The sequence below is a fragment of the Chryseobacterium sp. FR048 genome (assembly GCF_056844665.1).
Genome location: NZ_JBXDSE010000005.1, coordinates 312,198 through 328,297 on the forward strand (window position 1 = coordinate 312,198; position 16,100 = coordinate 328,297).

Sequence of the window (16,100 nt, forward strand, 5' to 3'; positions counted from 1 at the left end):
AATCTCTTATAGTCTTTGTCTAAGAACCGGTACTACAGAGTTTTTCCATTCATAGAAATCTCCTGCAATAATATGTTCTCTGGCTACTTTTACCAAATCCAGATAGAAAGCCAGGTTATGGATAGAAGCAATCTGTTTTGCCAGATATTCTTTAGATACAAACAAGTGACGAAGATACGCTTTTGAATATTCACGATCTACAAAACTGGTCCCGAATTCGTCCAAAGGCGAAAAATCGCGCTTCCATTTTTCATTTTTAAGGTTCATCACCCCCTGCCATGTGAAAAGCATTGCATTTCTAGCATTTCTGGTAGGCATTACACAGTCCATCATGTCGATTCCCAAACCGATAGATTCCAGAATATTCCACGGAGTACCTACTCCCATCAGGTATCTTGGTTTTTCTTTCGGAAGGATGTCTGTCACTTCATCAGTGATTCTGTACATTTCCTCTTCAGGTTCTCCAACGGAAAGTCCTCCGATGGCGTTTCCTTCAGCTCCTGCTTCAGAAATCACTTCTGCAGAAATTTTTCTTAAGTCTGAGTATGTAGATCCCTGAACGATCGGGAAAAGTCTTTGCTTATGTCCGTATAGCTCGGGATTATCATTCGTCCAGTCAATACATCTTTTCAACCAACGGTGCGTAAGTTCCATTGATGATTTTGCCTGGTTGTAGTCACAAGGGTAAGGAGTACATTCGTCAAAAGCCATGAAAATGTCAGCTCCGATCTGTCTCTGGATCTCCATTGATCTTTCCGGAGAGAACATGTGATAGCTCCCGTCGATATGGGATTTGAATCTTGCTCCTTCTTCAGTCATCTTTCTGTTGCTGGCCAAAGAAAATACCTGAAAACCTCCTGAATCGGTAAGGATAGGAAGATCCCAGTTCATGAATTTGTGCAATCCGCCTGCATCCTGCATGGTTTCCATTCCCGGACGAAGGTAAAGATGGTAGGTATTTCCCAGAATAATCTGAGCTTTAATGTCTTCTTTTAATTCTCTCTGATGAACGGTCTTTACACTGGCCACAGTTCCTACAGGCATAAAGATAGGTGTCTGTATCTTCCCGTGGTCTGTAGTAATCTCCCCTGCTCTTGCTTTTCCCTCAGAGGTTTTTTCTATATTAAAAAATTTCATCTGTATACTTTATTTATTCACTGCATAACCAGTGATTCTTGTGGAACGGAACATAGCCTTTTACCATGATTATCTTACCATAGGTGGCACCACTCCGTTCTGTTTTGCTTTTTCCTTTATGTATTGTTCTGCTTTGGGATCTTTTTTCAATAATATTTCTTGGGCATGGTTAGCAATCCCCTCCATTTTTTCTTTGATCACATAGTATTTGAAACTCTCTGCAAAGTCATTAGGTTTTACATGATGGGAGTTGAGAACAAATCGTGTACCGGCTTCCAGATTCTTGTCCTGATAGGTAAAGACAGCCTGGTCGTTGATTGCAAGGTCTGCAATGATTTCCGCCATCGTATCTTCGTCAACCAGATTTTTAGGCTGATCAATGTAATCGCCGCACGAAAACAGTCCCAGTAAAACGAAAATGAAGATCAGTTTTTTCACCAGTTTATTTTTATATTTTTTGATGGACTGATGGAACTTGGCATATAAATGTTCCTCCTGGCGAGAAGAATAGGTTATGCGCTGTTTCATAATCTGTTAATGATAGATTTCCATTTTAAATTTAAAACTCCAAACACGGCCTCATGAATAATACCACCGTTCATTTTACTCTCGCCTAAAATCCTGTTGGTAAATATGATCGGTACTTCTATAATTCTGAAGCCTTTTTTATAGGCTCTGAATTTCATTTCGATCTGAAATCCGTAGCCTTTCAGTTTCACATTATCCAATCCTATTTCTTCCAGCACCTTTCTTGAAAAGCAAACAAATCCTGCAGTTGTGTCATGAATTGGAAGTCCTAATACGAATCTTACATATTTCGAGGCAAAATAGGACAGCAATACTCTTCCCATAGGCCAATTGACCACATTTACTCCTTTTGAATATCTGGATCCTATCGCCATATCCCCTTCTTTGCAGGCTTCAAAGAGCTTGGGCAAATCATTCGGGTTATGTGAAAAATCGGCATCCATTTCAAAAATGTAATCATATTTGTTTTCGATTGCCCATTTGAATCCATGAATGTAAGCTTTCCCCAGCCCGTCCTTTATATGCCTTACTGACAGATGCAGGTAATGCGGGTATTTCTTCTGCAGTTCTCTTACAAGGTCTGCAGTACCATCCGGAGAAGAATCATCCACTACTAAAATATGAAAGTCGTCCTCCAATGCAAAAACTGCGGAAATAATATTTTCAATATTTTCCTTTTCGTTATAGGTCGGGATAATGACGAGTTTTTTCATTTCAGTTTGCAAAGATAGTTTATTTAACCTTTTTATTTTATACAAAATAATCTATAATTTTGCAAAAATATTTCTCAGGGATTAAGTATATGATGCTGAAACTTTTATTGAAAAGATCAGACTCATCTACAAAATCGAAAGAAGTAAAGTAAATGAACTGCATTTTCACAGCTCAGATGATAAAGAAATCTATGCCAGTCTGTGTTTTTTTGAAGTTAAATAAAATATAAAAAAAATAAATTTTGCCGGCACCATCAAACTATCTTAATCATGTAAGAATACCTGAGAACAACGACTGGGTAATCTTTATACTCGTAGGCTGTATATTTTTATATGTTTTTATGATGAACATTATAGAAAGAGATGCCAGCCTTAAGGATTTTCTGCTTCAGAAATATTTTGATGCGAGCAATAACCTGCCCAGCTGGATCATTACCTCCTGTGTAACGACCCTTACCCTATCTGTGCTGATCTCACAGTATATTCCTATAGTACCGAAATACATTGCCGATCTGCAGCTTTTGGGATACCAGCTGAATAAGTTCGGGTATACCCTGCTGTCGGTTCTGTTTTTTTATCTGACAAAATCTACTTTAGGGTTTTTATTTTATCAAAGTATAGGAGATGGAAGAAAATGGTCTATTTTTTATTTCACCTCCACCAAATTTTATTTTATTCTGTCTTTTTTGCTGATAATTCTGTGTGTAGCCCATTATTACTTCCCAATAGACAGAAATAAAATGTTTGTATATTATTTCTTATTCTTCGCTTTTGTGTTCATTTTCAAAGTTTTTTTCTATTTATTTCACAAGAACAAGATTCTTCCGGAGAAATGGTATTATAAATTTTTGTATATTTGCACCCTCCAAATCGCACCATTATTATTGCTTTGGAAGCTGTTATTTTTTTAATAAATGTCAATGATGAGAATAAAGTCTATATTGGTTTCTCAACCAGCGCCTAGTGAGTCTTCTCCATATCTGGATATAGCGAAGAAGGAAAAAATAAAGATTGATTTCCGTCCATTTATCCACGTCGAAGGAGTTGACAATAAAGAGCTCAGAACACAGAAAATAGATCTGACGCAGTATACCGGTATTATTTTTACCAGTAAGAATGCGATTGACCACTACTTCAGACTAGCAGAGGAATTGCGTTTTGCTGTTCCGGATACAATGAGATACATCTGTCAGTCAGAAGCAATCGCTAACTATCTTCAAAAGCATATTGTGTACAGAAAAAGAAAAATCAGCTTTGGGGAGAAAAACTTCTCAGACCTGTTGCCTCTTTTCAAAAAATTCCCAACTGAAAAATATCTGTTGCCGTCTTCAGATGTTCTAAGTCCGGATATTGTGAAAACCATGGATGCATCTAATGTAGACTGGACAAGAGCAATTATGTACCGCACGGTATGCAGTGATCTTACAGATATAACCATTAAAGATTATGACATGCTGATTTTCTTCAGCCCGCAAGGAATCAAGTCGTTACAACAAAACTTCCCGGACTTCAAGCAGGAGGAAACAAAAATTGGAGTTTTTGGAAACACCACTTTAGCTGCCGCAGAAGAAGCAGGATTAAAAGTAGATTTAATGGCCCCTACGAAGGAAACCCCTTCTATGACAATGGCTCTTGAAAAATATATTAAGGCTCTTCATAAATAAGCCTTCCTATAAATACAATATTAAAAAGCCCCTTTTTCCAGATGAAAAGGGGCTTTTTTGTTTACTGACATTTTAGCTCAGACATCCTCCATTTTTCTAACCCAATTCCTAAAACGATCCTCTTTCGTATTTCTTTTAGCAAGATAATGATGGAAAATCTTTGATTTTCTCATAATTTTTTTCCACTTTTCTCAATTATAAACCTTGTTATTTTCAAAAAATCACACATTCCTAAAAACAAAATTATCCACTCACAATCAAATAGTTAAATTATTTCAAATACTCTTTAAAACAGAAATAATTCACTATATTTAGAAAAAGACAATTATTCGATCTATTTCTAACAACTAAAAAAACACCTATGAAAAAACTATTATTCTGTTTACTGTTATTAACGGCCTCCTTTATCTATGCCCAAAACGACAACTGTTCAGGAGCTATACCATTAACTGTGGGAACTGATTTTGCTTCAGGAGCACTTATTTCAAATAATACAGGCGCAACTACCGACGGCAATCTGCCTACCTGTAATAACCAAGCTGTAGAAAACGTCTGGTTTAAAGTGGTAGTACCACAAAGTGGAAATATTAAAATAGAAACCAAGGAAGTCGCCGGTTCTTTATTTGATGATTCAGCCCTTACCGTATATAGTGGAGCATGTGGGACATTAACTGAAATTGGTTGCAATGATGATAATGGCTCAGGTTATTTTTCATTAGTTTCTTTAACACTTTATATATAAGCGTTTGGAAATACAGATCATTCATAGACAATGGAGAGTTCCAGATTTCAGCGTATACCTTTATTCCACCAGGTAATGATAACTGTGCAGGTGCAACTCCATTAACAGTGGGGACAGATTTCGCTTCCGGGGCAATTACTTCAAACAATACAGACGCAACTACCGATAGTACTTTGCCTACATGCAATGACGAAGCTATAGAAAATGTATGGTTTAAAGTGGTAGTCCCACAAAGTGGCAACCTTAAAATAGAAACAAAGGAAGTTCCAGGATCTTCTTTTGATGACTCTGTACTTACCGTATACAGTGGAGCATGTGGTTCTTTAACTGCAATTGCCTGTGATGAAGACAGCGGTGAGGGTTATTTCTCGTTACTTTCTTTAACAGGACAAACTCCAGGTAAGACTCTTTATGTAAGCGTTTGGAAATATGATTCCTATACAAGCAGCGGAGAATTCCAGATTTCAGCATATGATAACAGCACAACATTATCGACTCAAGAGACAACTGCCCACAACAAGAAGCTCACAGTACATCCCAATCCTTTCAGTGATACCCTTACCCTCTCCGAAGTATCAGATGTAACATCAGTTTCCATTACAGATACTTCCGGCAGACTCATTAAAACGATTGAAAAACCTTCTCCTTCTCTTCATATGAAGGATTTAAAAGCAGGACTTTACTTCATCTCTTTAAAAATGAAAGACGGAAGTGTGAAAACAATTAAAACCATAAAAAAATAACCCTACGATATCATGTTAATGAAAAGGCTATCAAATTTTTGATAGCCTTTTTTATACTTGAACAGGAGTACTCGCTTTTACGTGTTTTATATTTAAACATTCCATAAAAAAAGCGATTTTCTTTCTGTTTTAAGCATTTCTACCAACAAAAAACCATAAATGTTCATAAAAAAAATTAACTTTTATTAACATTTAAACATATTTATTTATTCAAAGAAAAACATTTCAACAACCTTCATTAACCCCTTACAATCAATCAATTAAGATATTTTAGTTTTTCATCATCCATCGATTAATTGATTACATTTAAACCCGTGTCCAAATATTTTAATCATTAAAAAATTGTGTATGAAAAAATTATTATTTTGTTTATTTTTATCAGCAATTGCATTGGTCAAGGCCCAGAATGACGATTGTACAGAAGCAATCTCTTTAAGTGTTGGAACAGATTTCGCATCAGGGGCAATCACGGCTAATAATAATGGAGCGACTACTGATACCTCTATACCATCCTGCGATCCGGATGCCGTTGAAAATGTATGGTTTAAGGTAGTAGTTCCTCAAAGCGGAAATCTTAAAATACAAATGAAAGAAGTTTCCGGGTCATTGTTTTATGATCCTGTACTTACTGTTTACAGTGGAACATGTGGATCATTAACTGAAATTGAATGTAAGATCACTGGCTTTTCACTGATCAACTTAACCGGGCAAACTCCAGGGGCCACCCTCTATATCAGTGTATGGAAATATGAGTCCTTTACAGGCAATGGAGAATTCCAAATATCTGCTTATGACTCTCTTCCTCCGGCTAATAACAATTGCTTACAGGCTAGCCCTTTAACGGTAGGTACCGACTTTGCCTCAGGGGCAATCACTTCCAGTAATAGTGGAGCTACTACGGACGGGCCTGTACCATCCTGCGACGCAAATGCCATTGAAAATGTATGGTTTAAGGTAATCGTTCCTCAAAGCGGAAATCTTAAAATACAAGTTAAACAAATTACCGGATCCCCGTTTTATGATCCTATCTTTAACGTTTACAGTGGAACATGTGGATCGTTAAATGAAATTCAATGTAATGGCTATGGTACTTCACTGATCATCTTAACCGGACAAACTCCAGGGGCTGCCCTCTATATCAGTGTATGGAAATACGATTCCTTTGTAGGCAACGGAGAATTCCAAATATCAGCCTATGATCCTATTTCCCCGGCTAATGATGACTGCTCACAAGCAACTCCTTTAACGGTAGGAACAGATTTTGCTTCAGGAGCAATCACTGCTACTAATAGTGGAGCTACTACGGACGGGCCTGCACCATCCTGCGACGCCAATGCCATTGAAAATGTATGGTTTAAAGCTGTAATCCCCCAAAGCGGAAATCTTAAAATACAACTTAAAAAGGATTTCGGGTCATTGCTTGTTTCTCCGGTATTTAGTGTTTACAGTGGAACATGTGGATCGTTAAATGAAATTGGATGTCTTGAAAATAGTTTTTCATCAATCACTTTAACCGGACAAACTCCCGGGAATACGGTCTATATCAGCGTATGGAAATATGCGTCCTATACAAACAGCGGAGAATTTCAAATATCGGCCTATGACCCTATTCCTCTTGCTAATGACAACTGCCTACAAGCCATCCCTTTAACGGTAGGTACCGATTTTGCTTCAGGGGCAATCACTTCCAATAATGATGGAGCTACTACGGACGGGCCTATACCATCCTGCGACGCCAATGCCATTGAAAATGTATGGTTTAAAGTGGTAGTACCTCCCAATGGAAATCTTAAGATAGCAACAAAGCAGGTTACCGGTTCTAATTTTAACGACAGTATTGTTAATATTTATAAAGGAACATGTGGCTCACTAAATGAAATTAAATGTAATGACTTTGCTTTTTCATCAATAACTTTAACCGGGCAAAATCCAGGGGACACCCTTTATATCAGTGTATGGAAATATTCTTCCTATATAGGCAACGGAGAATTCCAGATTTCAGCCTATAATGATACTGCTTTGTCTACGCATGAAACGACAGATAATAAAAAGAACATTGAAGTATATCCTAATCCATTCAGCGACATCCTTACCCTCTCCAATATATCTGATGTAACATCAGTTTCTATCACGGATATTTCTGGCAGACTCATCAAAACGATTGAAAAACCATCTCCTTCTCTTCATCTGAAGGATCTAAAAGCAGGACTTTATTTCATCACTTTAAAAATGAAAGACGGAAACATAAAAACCTTTAAAACCATAAAAAAATAACTCTGCTATCCAATATTAATGAAAAGGCTATCAAAAATTTGATAGCCTTTCTTATACTTGAGCAAAGTGTACTGCTTTTATATATTTCACCTTTCAGTATCCCATAAAAAAGCTCCTTTTATTCTGTTTTTGAGCATTTTTATCACTAAAAAACCAAAAATGTTTATAAAAAAAATTAACCTTTATTGATATTCAAACACATTTATTTATTCAAAGAAAAATATTCCAACAACCTTCATTAACCGCTTATAATCAATTGATTAAGATATTTTCATTTTCCATCGTGCAACGATTAATTGATTACATTTAAACCATGTCCAAATATCTTAATCATTAAAAAAATTGTGTATGAAAAAATTATTATTTTGTCTATTTTTATCAGCAATTGCATTGGTCAAAGCACAGAATGACGATTGCACAGGGGCAACCACCTTAACTGTTGGAACAGATTTCGCATCAAGTGCAATCACAGCTCATAATAATGCAGCTACTACTGATGGCTCTATACCTTCCTGCAATCCGAATGCCGTTGAAAATGTATGGTTTAAGACTGTAGTTCCTCAAAGCGGAAATCTTAAAATACAAATGAAAGAAATTTCCGGGTCATCATTCTATGGCCTACTTACCGTTTACAATGGAACATGCGGATCGTTAACTGAAATTAAATGTAATTATGGTTTTTTACCGACAACTTTAACCGGGCAAAATCCAGGGGATACAATCTATATCAGTGTATGGAAATACGATTCCAATACAAGCAACGGAGAATTCCAAATATTTGCCTATGACCCTATTCCTCCGGCTAATGATGACTGCTCACAGGCGGTTCCTTTAACCGTAGGAACAGATTTCGCATCAGGAGTAATCACTACCAATAATAATGGAGCTACTACGGACGGGCCTGTACCTTCCTGCGATCCGAATGCCGTTGAAAATGTATGGTTTAAGGCTGTAGTTCCTCAAAGCGGAAATCTTAAAATACAAATGAAAGAAATTTCCGGGTCATCATTCTATGGCCTATTTACCATTTACAATGGAACATGCGGATCGTTAACTGAAATTAAATGTAATTATGGTTTTCTACCGATAAGTTTAACCGGGCAAAATCCAGGGGATACAATCTATATCAGTGTATGGAAATACGACTCCAATTCAAGCAACGGAGAATTCCAAATATCGGCCTATGATCCTCTTCCTCCAGCTGATGATAACTGCGCACAGGCAACTCCTTTAATAGTAGGAACCAATTTTGCTTCAGGAGCAATCACTTCCACTAATATTGGCGCTACTACGGACGGGCCTTTAGCATCCTGCCATACGGATGCCGTTGAAAATGTATGGTTTCAAGCAGTAATCCCTCAAAGTGGAAATCTTAAAATACAAATTAAACTAGCTCCCGGATCATTGTTTGGCTATCCGGTATTTAGTGTTTACAGTGGAACATGTGGATCATTAAATGAAATTGAGTGTCATGAAAATGGTTTTTTACCAATCACTTTAACCGGGCAAACCCCAGGGAATACAGTCTATATCAGTGTATGGAAATATACTTCCGATATTGACAACGGGGAATTCCAAATATCCGCCTATGACCCTATTCCACCGCCTAATAATGACTGCTCCCAAGCGGTTCCTTTAACAATAGGTACCGATTTCGATTCAGGAGCAATCACCTCCACTAATGAGGAAGCTACAACTGATGGGTCTGTACCTACCTGTAATAACGGGGCCCTAGAAAATGTATGGTTTACAGTGGTAGTACCCCCAAGTGGAAACCTTACCCTAGAAACTAAGGAGATTTCCGGTTCTGATTTTAACGACAGCGTCCTTACTGTTTATAGCGGAACGTGTGGATCACTGAATGAAATTGGCTGTAACGATGATGATCAGGGGCTTACTTTCTCTAAAGTTTCTTTAACCGGACAAACTCCGGGAGATGTATTGCATGTGAGTGTATGGAAATATAGTCTCTATACAAGCAACGGAGAATTCCAGATTTCAGCCTATACTGATACAGCCTTGTCTACGCATGAAACGACAGATAATAAAAAGAATATTGAAGTATATCCTAATCCATTCAGCGACATCCTTACCCTCTCCAATATATCTGAGGTAACATCCGTTTCTATCACGGATATTTCTGGCAGACTCATCAAAACCATTGAAAAACCAACTCCTTCTCTTCATCTGAAGGATTTAAAAGCAGGACTTTATTTCATCACTTTAAAAATGAAAGACGGAAACTTAAAAACCTTTAAAACCATAAAAAAATAACCCTACTATCCAATATTAATGAAAAGGCTATCAAAAATTTGGTAGCCTTTCTTATACCTGAACAAGTATACTGACTTTTATATATTTCACATTTCGTATTCCATAAAAACAGCTCTTTTTTTCTGTTTTGAGCATTTTTCACATTAAAAACTTACAAATGTTCGTAAAAAAAATTAACCTTTATTGATGTTCAAACCTATTTATTTATACAAAGAAAAGCATTTCAACAACCTTCATTAACTACTTATAATCAATCAATTAAGATATTTTCATTTTCCATCATGCAACGATTAATTGATTACATTTAAACCATGTCCAAATATCTTAATCATTAAAAAAAATTGTGTATGAAAAAACTATTATTTTGTCTATTTTTATCAGCAATTGCATTGGTCAAAGCACAGAATGACGATTGCACAGGAGCTACCTCCTTAACTGTTGGAACAGATTTCGCATCAGGAGTAATCACCACCAATAATAATGGAGCTACTACTGACGGCTCTATGCCATCCTGCGATCCGGATGCCGCTGAAAATGTATGGTTTAAGGCTGTAGTTCCTCAAAGCGGAAATCTTAAAATACAGTTTAAAGAAATTAACGGGTCATCTTTTCAATATCCTGCAATTACCGTTTACGGTGGAACATGCGGATCGTTAACTGAAATTAAATGTAATTATGGTTTGTTACCAATAACTTTAACCGGGCAGAATCCAGGAGATACAGTCTATATCAGTGTATGGAAATACGACTCCAATACAGGCAACGGAGAATTCCAAATATCTGCCTATGATCCTCTTCCTCCAGCTAATGATGACTGCTCACAGGCGACTCCTTTAACAGTAGGAACAGATTTCGCATCAGGAGTAATTACTTCCACTAATATTAGTGCTACTACGGACGGACCTTTACCATCCTGCCATACGGATGCCGCTGAAAATGTATGGTTTCAAGCAGAAGTCCCACAAAGTGGAAATCTTAAAATACAAATTAAACTAGCTCCCGGATCATTGTTTGGCTATCCGGTATTTAGTGTTTACAGTGGAACATGTGGATCATTAACTGAAATTGAGTGTCATGAAGATGGTTTTTCACCAATCACTTTAACCGGACAAACCCCAGGGAATACAGTCTATATCAGTGTATGGAAATATAACAATGAAGACAACGGGACATTCCAAATATCCGCCTATGACCCTATTCCACCGGCTAATAATGACTGCTCCCAAGCGACTCCTTTAACAGTAGGTACCGATTTTGCTTCAGGAGCAATCACCTCCACTAATGAGCAAGCTACAACTGATGGACCTGCACCTACCTGTAATAACAGTGCTTTAGAAAATGTATGGTTTACAGTGGCAGTACCCCCAAGTGGAAATCTTACCCTAGAAACCAAGGAGGCTTCCGGTTCAGATTTTGACGACAGCGTCCTTACTGTTTATAACGGAACATGTGGATCACTGAATGAAATTGGCTGCAACGATGATGATCAGGGCCTTACTTTCTCTAAAGTTTCTTTAACGGGACAAACTCCGGGGGATATATTGCATGTGAGTGTATGGAAATATGGTACTTATACAAAAAACGGAGCATTCCAGATTTCAGCCTATAATGATACTACCTTGTCTACGCATGAAACGACAAATAATAAAAAGAACATTGAAGTATATCCTAATCCATTCAGCGACATTCTTACCCTCTCCAATATATCTGAGGTAACATCAGTTTCTATTACGGATATTTCTGGCAGACTCATCAAAACCATTGAAAAACCATCTCCATCTCTTCATCTGAAGGATTTAAAAGCAGGACTTTATTTCATCACTTTAAAAATGAAAGACGGAAACGTAAAAACCTTTAAAACCATAAAAAAATAACCCTGCTATCCAATATTAATGAAAAGGCTATCAAAAATTTGGTAGCCTTTCTTATACCTGAACAAGTATACTGACTTTTATATATTTCACATTTCGTATTCCATAAAAACAGCTCTTTTTTTCTGTTTTGAGCATTTTTCACATTAAAAACTTACAAATGTTCGTAAAAAAAATTAACCTTTATTGATGTTCAAACCTATTTATTTATACAAAGAAAAGTATTTCAACAACCTTCATTAACTACTTATAATCAATCAATTAAGATATTTTCATTTTCCATCACGCACCGATTAATTGATTACATTTAAACCATGTCCAAATATCTTAATCATTAAAAAAATTGTGTATGAAAAAACTATTATTTTGTCTATTTTTATCAGCAATTGCATTGGTCAAAGCACAGAATGACGATTGCACAGGAGCTACCTCCTTAACTGTTGGAACAGATTTCGCATCAGGGGCAATCACAGCTCATAATAATGGAGCTACTACTGATGGCTCTATACCTCCCTGCGATCCGGATGCCGTTGAAAACGTATGGTTTAAGGCAGTAATTCCTCAAAGTGGAAATCTTGAAATACGGATTAAAAAAATTAACGGGTCATCTTTTCAATATCCTGCAATTACCGTATACAGTGGAACATGCGGATCGTTAGCTGAAATTAAGTGTAATTACGATGGTTTGTTACCAATAACTTTAACCGGGCAAAATCCAGGGGATACAGTCTATATCAGTGTATGGAAATACGATTCCAATACAGACAACGGAGAATTCCAAATATCCGCCTATGACCCTCTTCCTCCGGCTAATGATGACTGCTCACAGGCTACCTCTTTAACGGTAGGCACCAATTTTGCTTCAGGAGCAATCATTTCCACTAATATTAGAGCTACTACTGACGGGCCTTTAGCATCCTGCCATACGGATTCAGTTGAAAATGTATGGTTTAAAGCAGTAATCCCACAAAGTGGAAATCTTAAAATACAAATTAAAGGAGCTCCCGGATCATTGTTTGGTTATCCGGTACTTAGTGTTTATAGTGGAACATGTGGATCATTAAATGAAATTGAGTGTCATGAAAATGGTTTTTCACCAATCACTTTAACCGGGCAAACCCCAGGGAATACAGTCTATATCAGTGTATGGAAATACGATCCCCTTGTAATCAACGGAGAATTCCAAATATCAGCCTATGACCCTTTTCCACCGGCTAATAATGACTGCTCCCAAGCGACTCCTTTAACAGTAGGTACCGATTTTGCTTCAGGAGCAATCACCTCCACTAATGAGGAAGCTACAACTGATGGACCTGCACCTATCTGTAATAACAATGCTTTAGAAAATGTATGGTTTACAGTGGTAGTACCCCCAAGTGGAAATCTTACCCTAGAAACCAAGGAGACTTCCGGTTCAGATTTTGGCGACAGCGTCCTTACTGTTTATAACGGAACATGTGGATCGCTGAATGAAATTGGCTGTAACGATGATGATCAGGGTCTTGCTTTCTCTAAAGTTTCTTTAACCGGACAAACTCCGGGGGATATATTGCATGTGAGTGTATGGAAATATGATTCCAATACAAAAAACGGAGCATTCCAGATTTCAGCCTATACTGATACAGCCTTGTCTACGCATGAAACGACAAATAATAAAAAGAACATTGAAGTATATCCTAATCCATTCAGCGACATCCTTACCCTCTCCAATATATCTGACGTAACATCAGTTTCTATTACGGATATTTCTGGCAGACTCATCAAAACCATTGAAAAACCTTCTCCTTCTCTTCATCTGAGGGATCTAAAAGCAGGACTTTATTTCATCACTTTAAAAATGAAAGACGGAAACTTAAAAACCTTTAAAACCATAAAAAAATAACCCTGCTATCCAATATTAATGAAAAGGCTATCAAAAATTTGGTAGCCTTTCTTATATTTGAACAAGAATTAACATTGAATGCAACGTTTCTGTAAAAAGTATACAGACCGTCAAAAATTAAAATATAGATGAAAGCTCCACAGGCAAAAAAAATAGAAAAAATATTAGAAACTCATGGCGACCGAAGAACTGACAATTACTTTTGGCTCAATGAAAGAGAAAATCCTGAAGTAATACAGTACCTTGAGGAAGAAAATGCTTACGAAGAATTCATCATGAAAGATACCGAAACTCTTCAGGAAGAGCTTTTCGAAGAAATGAAGGCCCGATATAAAAAAGATGATGAATCTCTGCCTTACATCTTTAATGAATATTGGTACATCGTAAGATATGAAGAAGGGAAAGAATACCCTATCTTCACAAGAAAGTATAAAAGCCTGGACAACCCGGAAGAAATTGTACTTGACGTCAATATCTTAGCTGAAGGAGAGAACTTCTTTGAAGTAGGAAGCGTTGCCGTAAGCCCGAATAATGAACTTACTTCTTTTTCTTCAGATAATGTAGGAAGAAGAATTTATACCTTAAATTTCAAGAATTTAAAAACCGGAGAAATTCTTCCGGACACCATTCCAAATACAACGGGAAAAGCTGTTTGGGCTAATGATAATCAACATGTCTTCTACATCCGAAAAGACTCCAGCCTGCGTGCCTTCCAGGTGTACCGACACCAATTGGGAACGGATTCTTCTGAAGATGTTCTGATCTTCCATGAAGAGGATGATACTTTTGATGTGAATGTTTTTAAAACAAAATCATTAAAGTACATTTTCATTGCCAGCTCAAGCACTATTTCTGATGAACACCGATTCATCCCTTCTGATGATGTTTTTGCAGACTGGACCATCATACAACAGAGAATAGATGATCTTGAATATTCTGTAGAACATTATGAAGACGAATTCTACATCATCACCAATGCAGATGACGCCATCAATTTCAAAATCGTAAAAACCAAGATCAATAATTGCGGTATGGAAAACTGGGTTGACGTGATCCCACACCGTGCCGAAGTTTTGCTGGAAGGGTTTGAAATCTTCAAAGATTATCTTGTCCTTGAGGAAAGAGAAAGAGGGCTTCTTCAGATCAAAATAATTGACGAGAAAACGCAGGAGTCTCACTATCTCCCTTTTTCTGATCCTACTTATACTGCTTATATCGGTATCAACCTTGAATTTGACACTGAGGTTTTACGCTACGGTTACACTTCGCTTACACAGCCAAGTTCAACCTACGAATATAATATGAAAGAAAAAACAACCACGCTTCTGAAACAACAGGAAGTCTTGGGTGGAAAATTCTTCTCAGAAAACTATATTTCCGAAAGAATCTGGGCAGACTCCAGAGACGGAGAAACCAAAATCCCGATTTCCCTGGTTTATCATAAGGATACAAAAAAATCTGCTGACACCCCACTTCTTCTTTATGGATACGGAAGCTATGGCCATACGGTTGATGCCAGCTTTTCAAATGTAAGGTTATCTATCCTGGACAGAGGTTTTATTTATGCTATCGCTCATATCCGTGGTGGAGAATACCTGGGAAGAGAATGGTATGAAGACGGAAAAATGCTCTTTAAGAAAAATACTTTCTTCGACTTTATTGATGCAGGAAAATACCTAATCAAGGAAAACTATACTTCATCAAAGCATATGTATGCAATGGGTGGAAGTGCCGGAGGATTACTGGTAGGTGCCGTAGTGAATTATGAGCCTCAATTATTCCACGGAATTGTAGCACAGGTTCCGTTTGTAGATGTTGTTACGACAATGCTGGATGACACGATCCCTTTAACTACCGGAGAATATGACGAATGGGGAAATCCAAACGATGAAGAATATTATCATTATATGAAAGACTACTCTCCATATGATAATGTAGAAGCTAAAGACTATCCGCACATGCTGATTACCACAGGATTTCATGATTCTCAGGTACAGTATTGGGAACCTGCAAAATGGACGGCAAAACTGAGAGAACTAAAGACAGATCATAATATTTTAGTTTTTAAAACAGATATGAGCTCAGGACACGGCGGGGCCAGCGGAAGATTTGAATCTTTGAAAGAAGACGCATTGGAATATGCATTCCTTCTAAAGATAAATGAATAAAGAAAAAAATTAACCTTCTGAAGAAGACTGATGAAATTTTAAATCAATTTCATCTTATAAAAAAACAGGTGACAAATTAAAACGCTCACCCAATCAATTATAAA

General features: G+C 37.1%; 12 protein-coding genes. 9 read left to right on the forward strand and 3 right to left on the reverse strand.

Going from position 1 to position 16,100, the window contains the following annotated elements; genetic code table 11:
* Positions 1-6 precede the first annotated feature (6 nt).
* The 3 genes from tgt to AC106K_RS16170 form a co-directional block, all read right to left on the reverse strand.
* Complete coding sequence (tgt, locus tag AC106K_RS16160) at positions 7-1,137, reverse strand: tRNA guanosine(34) transglycosylase Tgt (RefSeq protein WP_047097445.1); 1,131 nt, start codon at positions 1,135-1,137, stop codon at positions 7-9.
* A 69-nt stretch (positions 1,138-1,206) separates the two neighbouring features.
* A complete protein-coding gene (locus tag AC106K_RS16165; protein WP_482446503.1) occupies positions 1,207-1,665 on the reverse strand; it encodes a DUF4296 domain-containing protein in 459 nt (152 codons plus the stop codon).
* Positions 1,662-2,378 carry a polyprenol monophosphomannose synthase gene (locus tag AC106K_RS16170; RefSeq protein WP_047097444.1) on the reverse strand — a complete coding sequence of 239 codons (717 nt, stop codon included), beginning with the start codon at positions 2,376-2,378 and terminating at the stop codon, positions 1,662-1,664. Before AC106K_RS16170 ends, AC106K_RS16165 begins: the two co-directional genes overlap by 4 nt.
* Before the next feature lie 242 nt (positions 2,379-2,620).
* Here AC106K_RS16170 and AC106K_RS16175 point away from each other — a divergent pair, with 242 nt between their 5' ends.
* The 9 genes from AC106K_RS16175 to AC106K_RS16215 all read left to right on the forward strand — a co-directional run bounded on the left by AC106K_RS16175 (position 2,621) and on the right by AC106K_RS16215 (position 15,996).
* Positions 2,621-3,289, forward strand: coding sequence for a DUF4271 domain-containing protein (locus AC106K_RS16175; RefSeq protein WP_482446504.1), 669 nt, complete (start codon positions 2,621-2,623; stop codon positions 3,287-3,289).
* Between the two features lie 12 nt (positions 3,290-3,301).
* Positions 3,302-4,042, forward strand: a complete 741-nt coding sequence (locus tag AC106K_RS16180; protein ID WP_482446596.1) for a uroporphyrinogen-III synthase — start codon at positions 3,302-3,304, stop codon at positions 4,040-4,042.
* 361 nt (positions 4,043-4,403) lie between these two features.
* A complete protein-coding gene (locus AC106K_RS16185) occupies positions 4,404-4,784 on the forward strand; it encodes a hypothetical protein (protein ID WP_482446505.1) in 381 nt (126 codons plus the stop codon).
* 62 nt (positions 4,785-4,846) lie between these two features.
* Entirely contained in the window at positions 4,847-5,527 is a 681-nt protein-coding gene (locus AC106K_RS16190) for a T9SS type A sorting domain-containing protein (protein WP_482446597.1), read from the forward strand.
* A gap of 348 nt (positions 5,528-5,875) precedes the next feature.
* Positions 5,876-7,801: a T9SS type A sorting domain-containing protein gene (locus AC106K_RS16195; RefSeq protein ID WP_482446506.1), complete on the forward strand. Its 1,926-nt coding sequence runs from the start codon at positions 5,876-5,878 to the stop codon at positions 7,799-7,801.
* Between the two features lie 348 nt (positions 7,802-8,149).
* Entirely contained in the window at positions 8,150-10,075 is a 1,926-nt protein-coding gene (locus AC106K_RS16200) for a T9SS type A sorting domain-containing protein (protein WP_482446507.1), read from the forward strand.
* 347 nt (positions 10,076-10,422) lie between these two features.
* Positions 10,423-11,949, forward strand: a complete 1,527-nt coding sequence (locus AC106K_RS16205) for a T9SS type A sorting domain-containing protein (protein WP_482446508.1) — start codon at positions 10,423-10,425, stop codon at positions 11,947-11,949.
* Positions 11,950-12,295: 346 nt separating this feature from the next.
* Positions 12,296-13,828 carry a T9SS type A sorting domain-containing protein gene (locus AC106K_RS16210; protein ID WP_482446509.1) on the forward strand — a complete coding sequence of 511 codons (1,533 nt, stop codon included), beginning with the start codon at positions 12,296-12,298 and terminating at the stop codon, positions 13,826-13,828.
* A 128-nt stretch (positions 13,829-13,956) separates the two neighbouring features.
* Positions 13,957-15,996, forward strand: a complete 2,040-nt coding sequence (locus tag AC106K_RS16215) for a S9 family peptidase (RefSeq protein WP_482446510.1) — start codon at positions 13,957-13,959, stop codon at positions 15,994-15,996.
* The last annotated feature ends 104 nt before the right edge of the window (positions 15,997-16,100 follow it).

Excerpts from the sequence above, each read along its gene's own strand:
- AC106K_RS16210 (WP_482446509.1), top strand. The coding sequence starts at position 12,296 with ATGAAAAAACTATTATTTTGTCTATTTTTATCAGCAATTGCATTGGTC.
- AC106K_RS16165 (WP_482446503.1), bottom strand. The coding sequence starts at position 1,665 with ATGAAACAGCGCATAACCTATTCTTCTCGCCAGGAGGAACATTTATAT.
- AC106K_RS16170 (WP_047097444.1), bottom strand. The coding sequence starts at position 2,378 with ATGAAAAAACTCGTCATTATCCCGACCTATAACGAAAAGGAAAATATT.
- AC106K_RS16215 (WP_482446510.1), top strand. The coding sequence starts at position 13,957 with ATGAAAGCTCCACAGGCAAAAAAAATAGAAAAAATATTAGAAACTCAT.
- tgt (WP_047097445.1), bottom strand. The coding sequence starts at position 1,137 with ATGAAATTTTTTAATATAGAAAAAACCTCTGAGGGAAAAGCAAGAGCA.
- AC106K_RS16205 (WP_482446508.1), top strand. The coding sequence starts at position 10,423 with ATGAAAAAACTATTATTTTGTCTATTTTTATCAGCAATTGCATTGGTC.
- AC106K_RS16195 (WP_482446506.1), top strand. The coding sequence starts at position 5,876 with ATGAAAAAATTATTATTTTGTTTATTTTTATCAGCAATTGCATTGGTC.
- AC106K_RS16200 (WP_482446507.1), top strand. The coding sequence starts at position 8,150 with ATGAAAAAATTATTATTTTGTCTATTTTTATCAGCAATTGCATTGGTC.
- AC106K_RS16180 (WP_482446596.1), top strand. The coding sequence starts at position 3,302 with ATGAGAATAAAGTCTATATTGGTTTCTCAACCAGCGCCTAGTGAGTCT.
- AC106K_RS16185 (WP_482446505.1), top strand. The coding sequence starts at position 4,404 with ATGAAAAAACTATTATTCTGTTTACTGTTATTAACGGCCTCCTTTATC.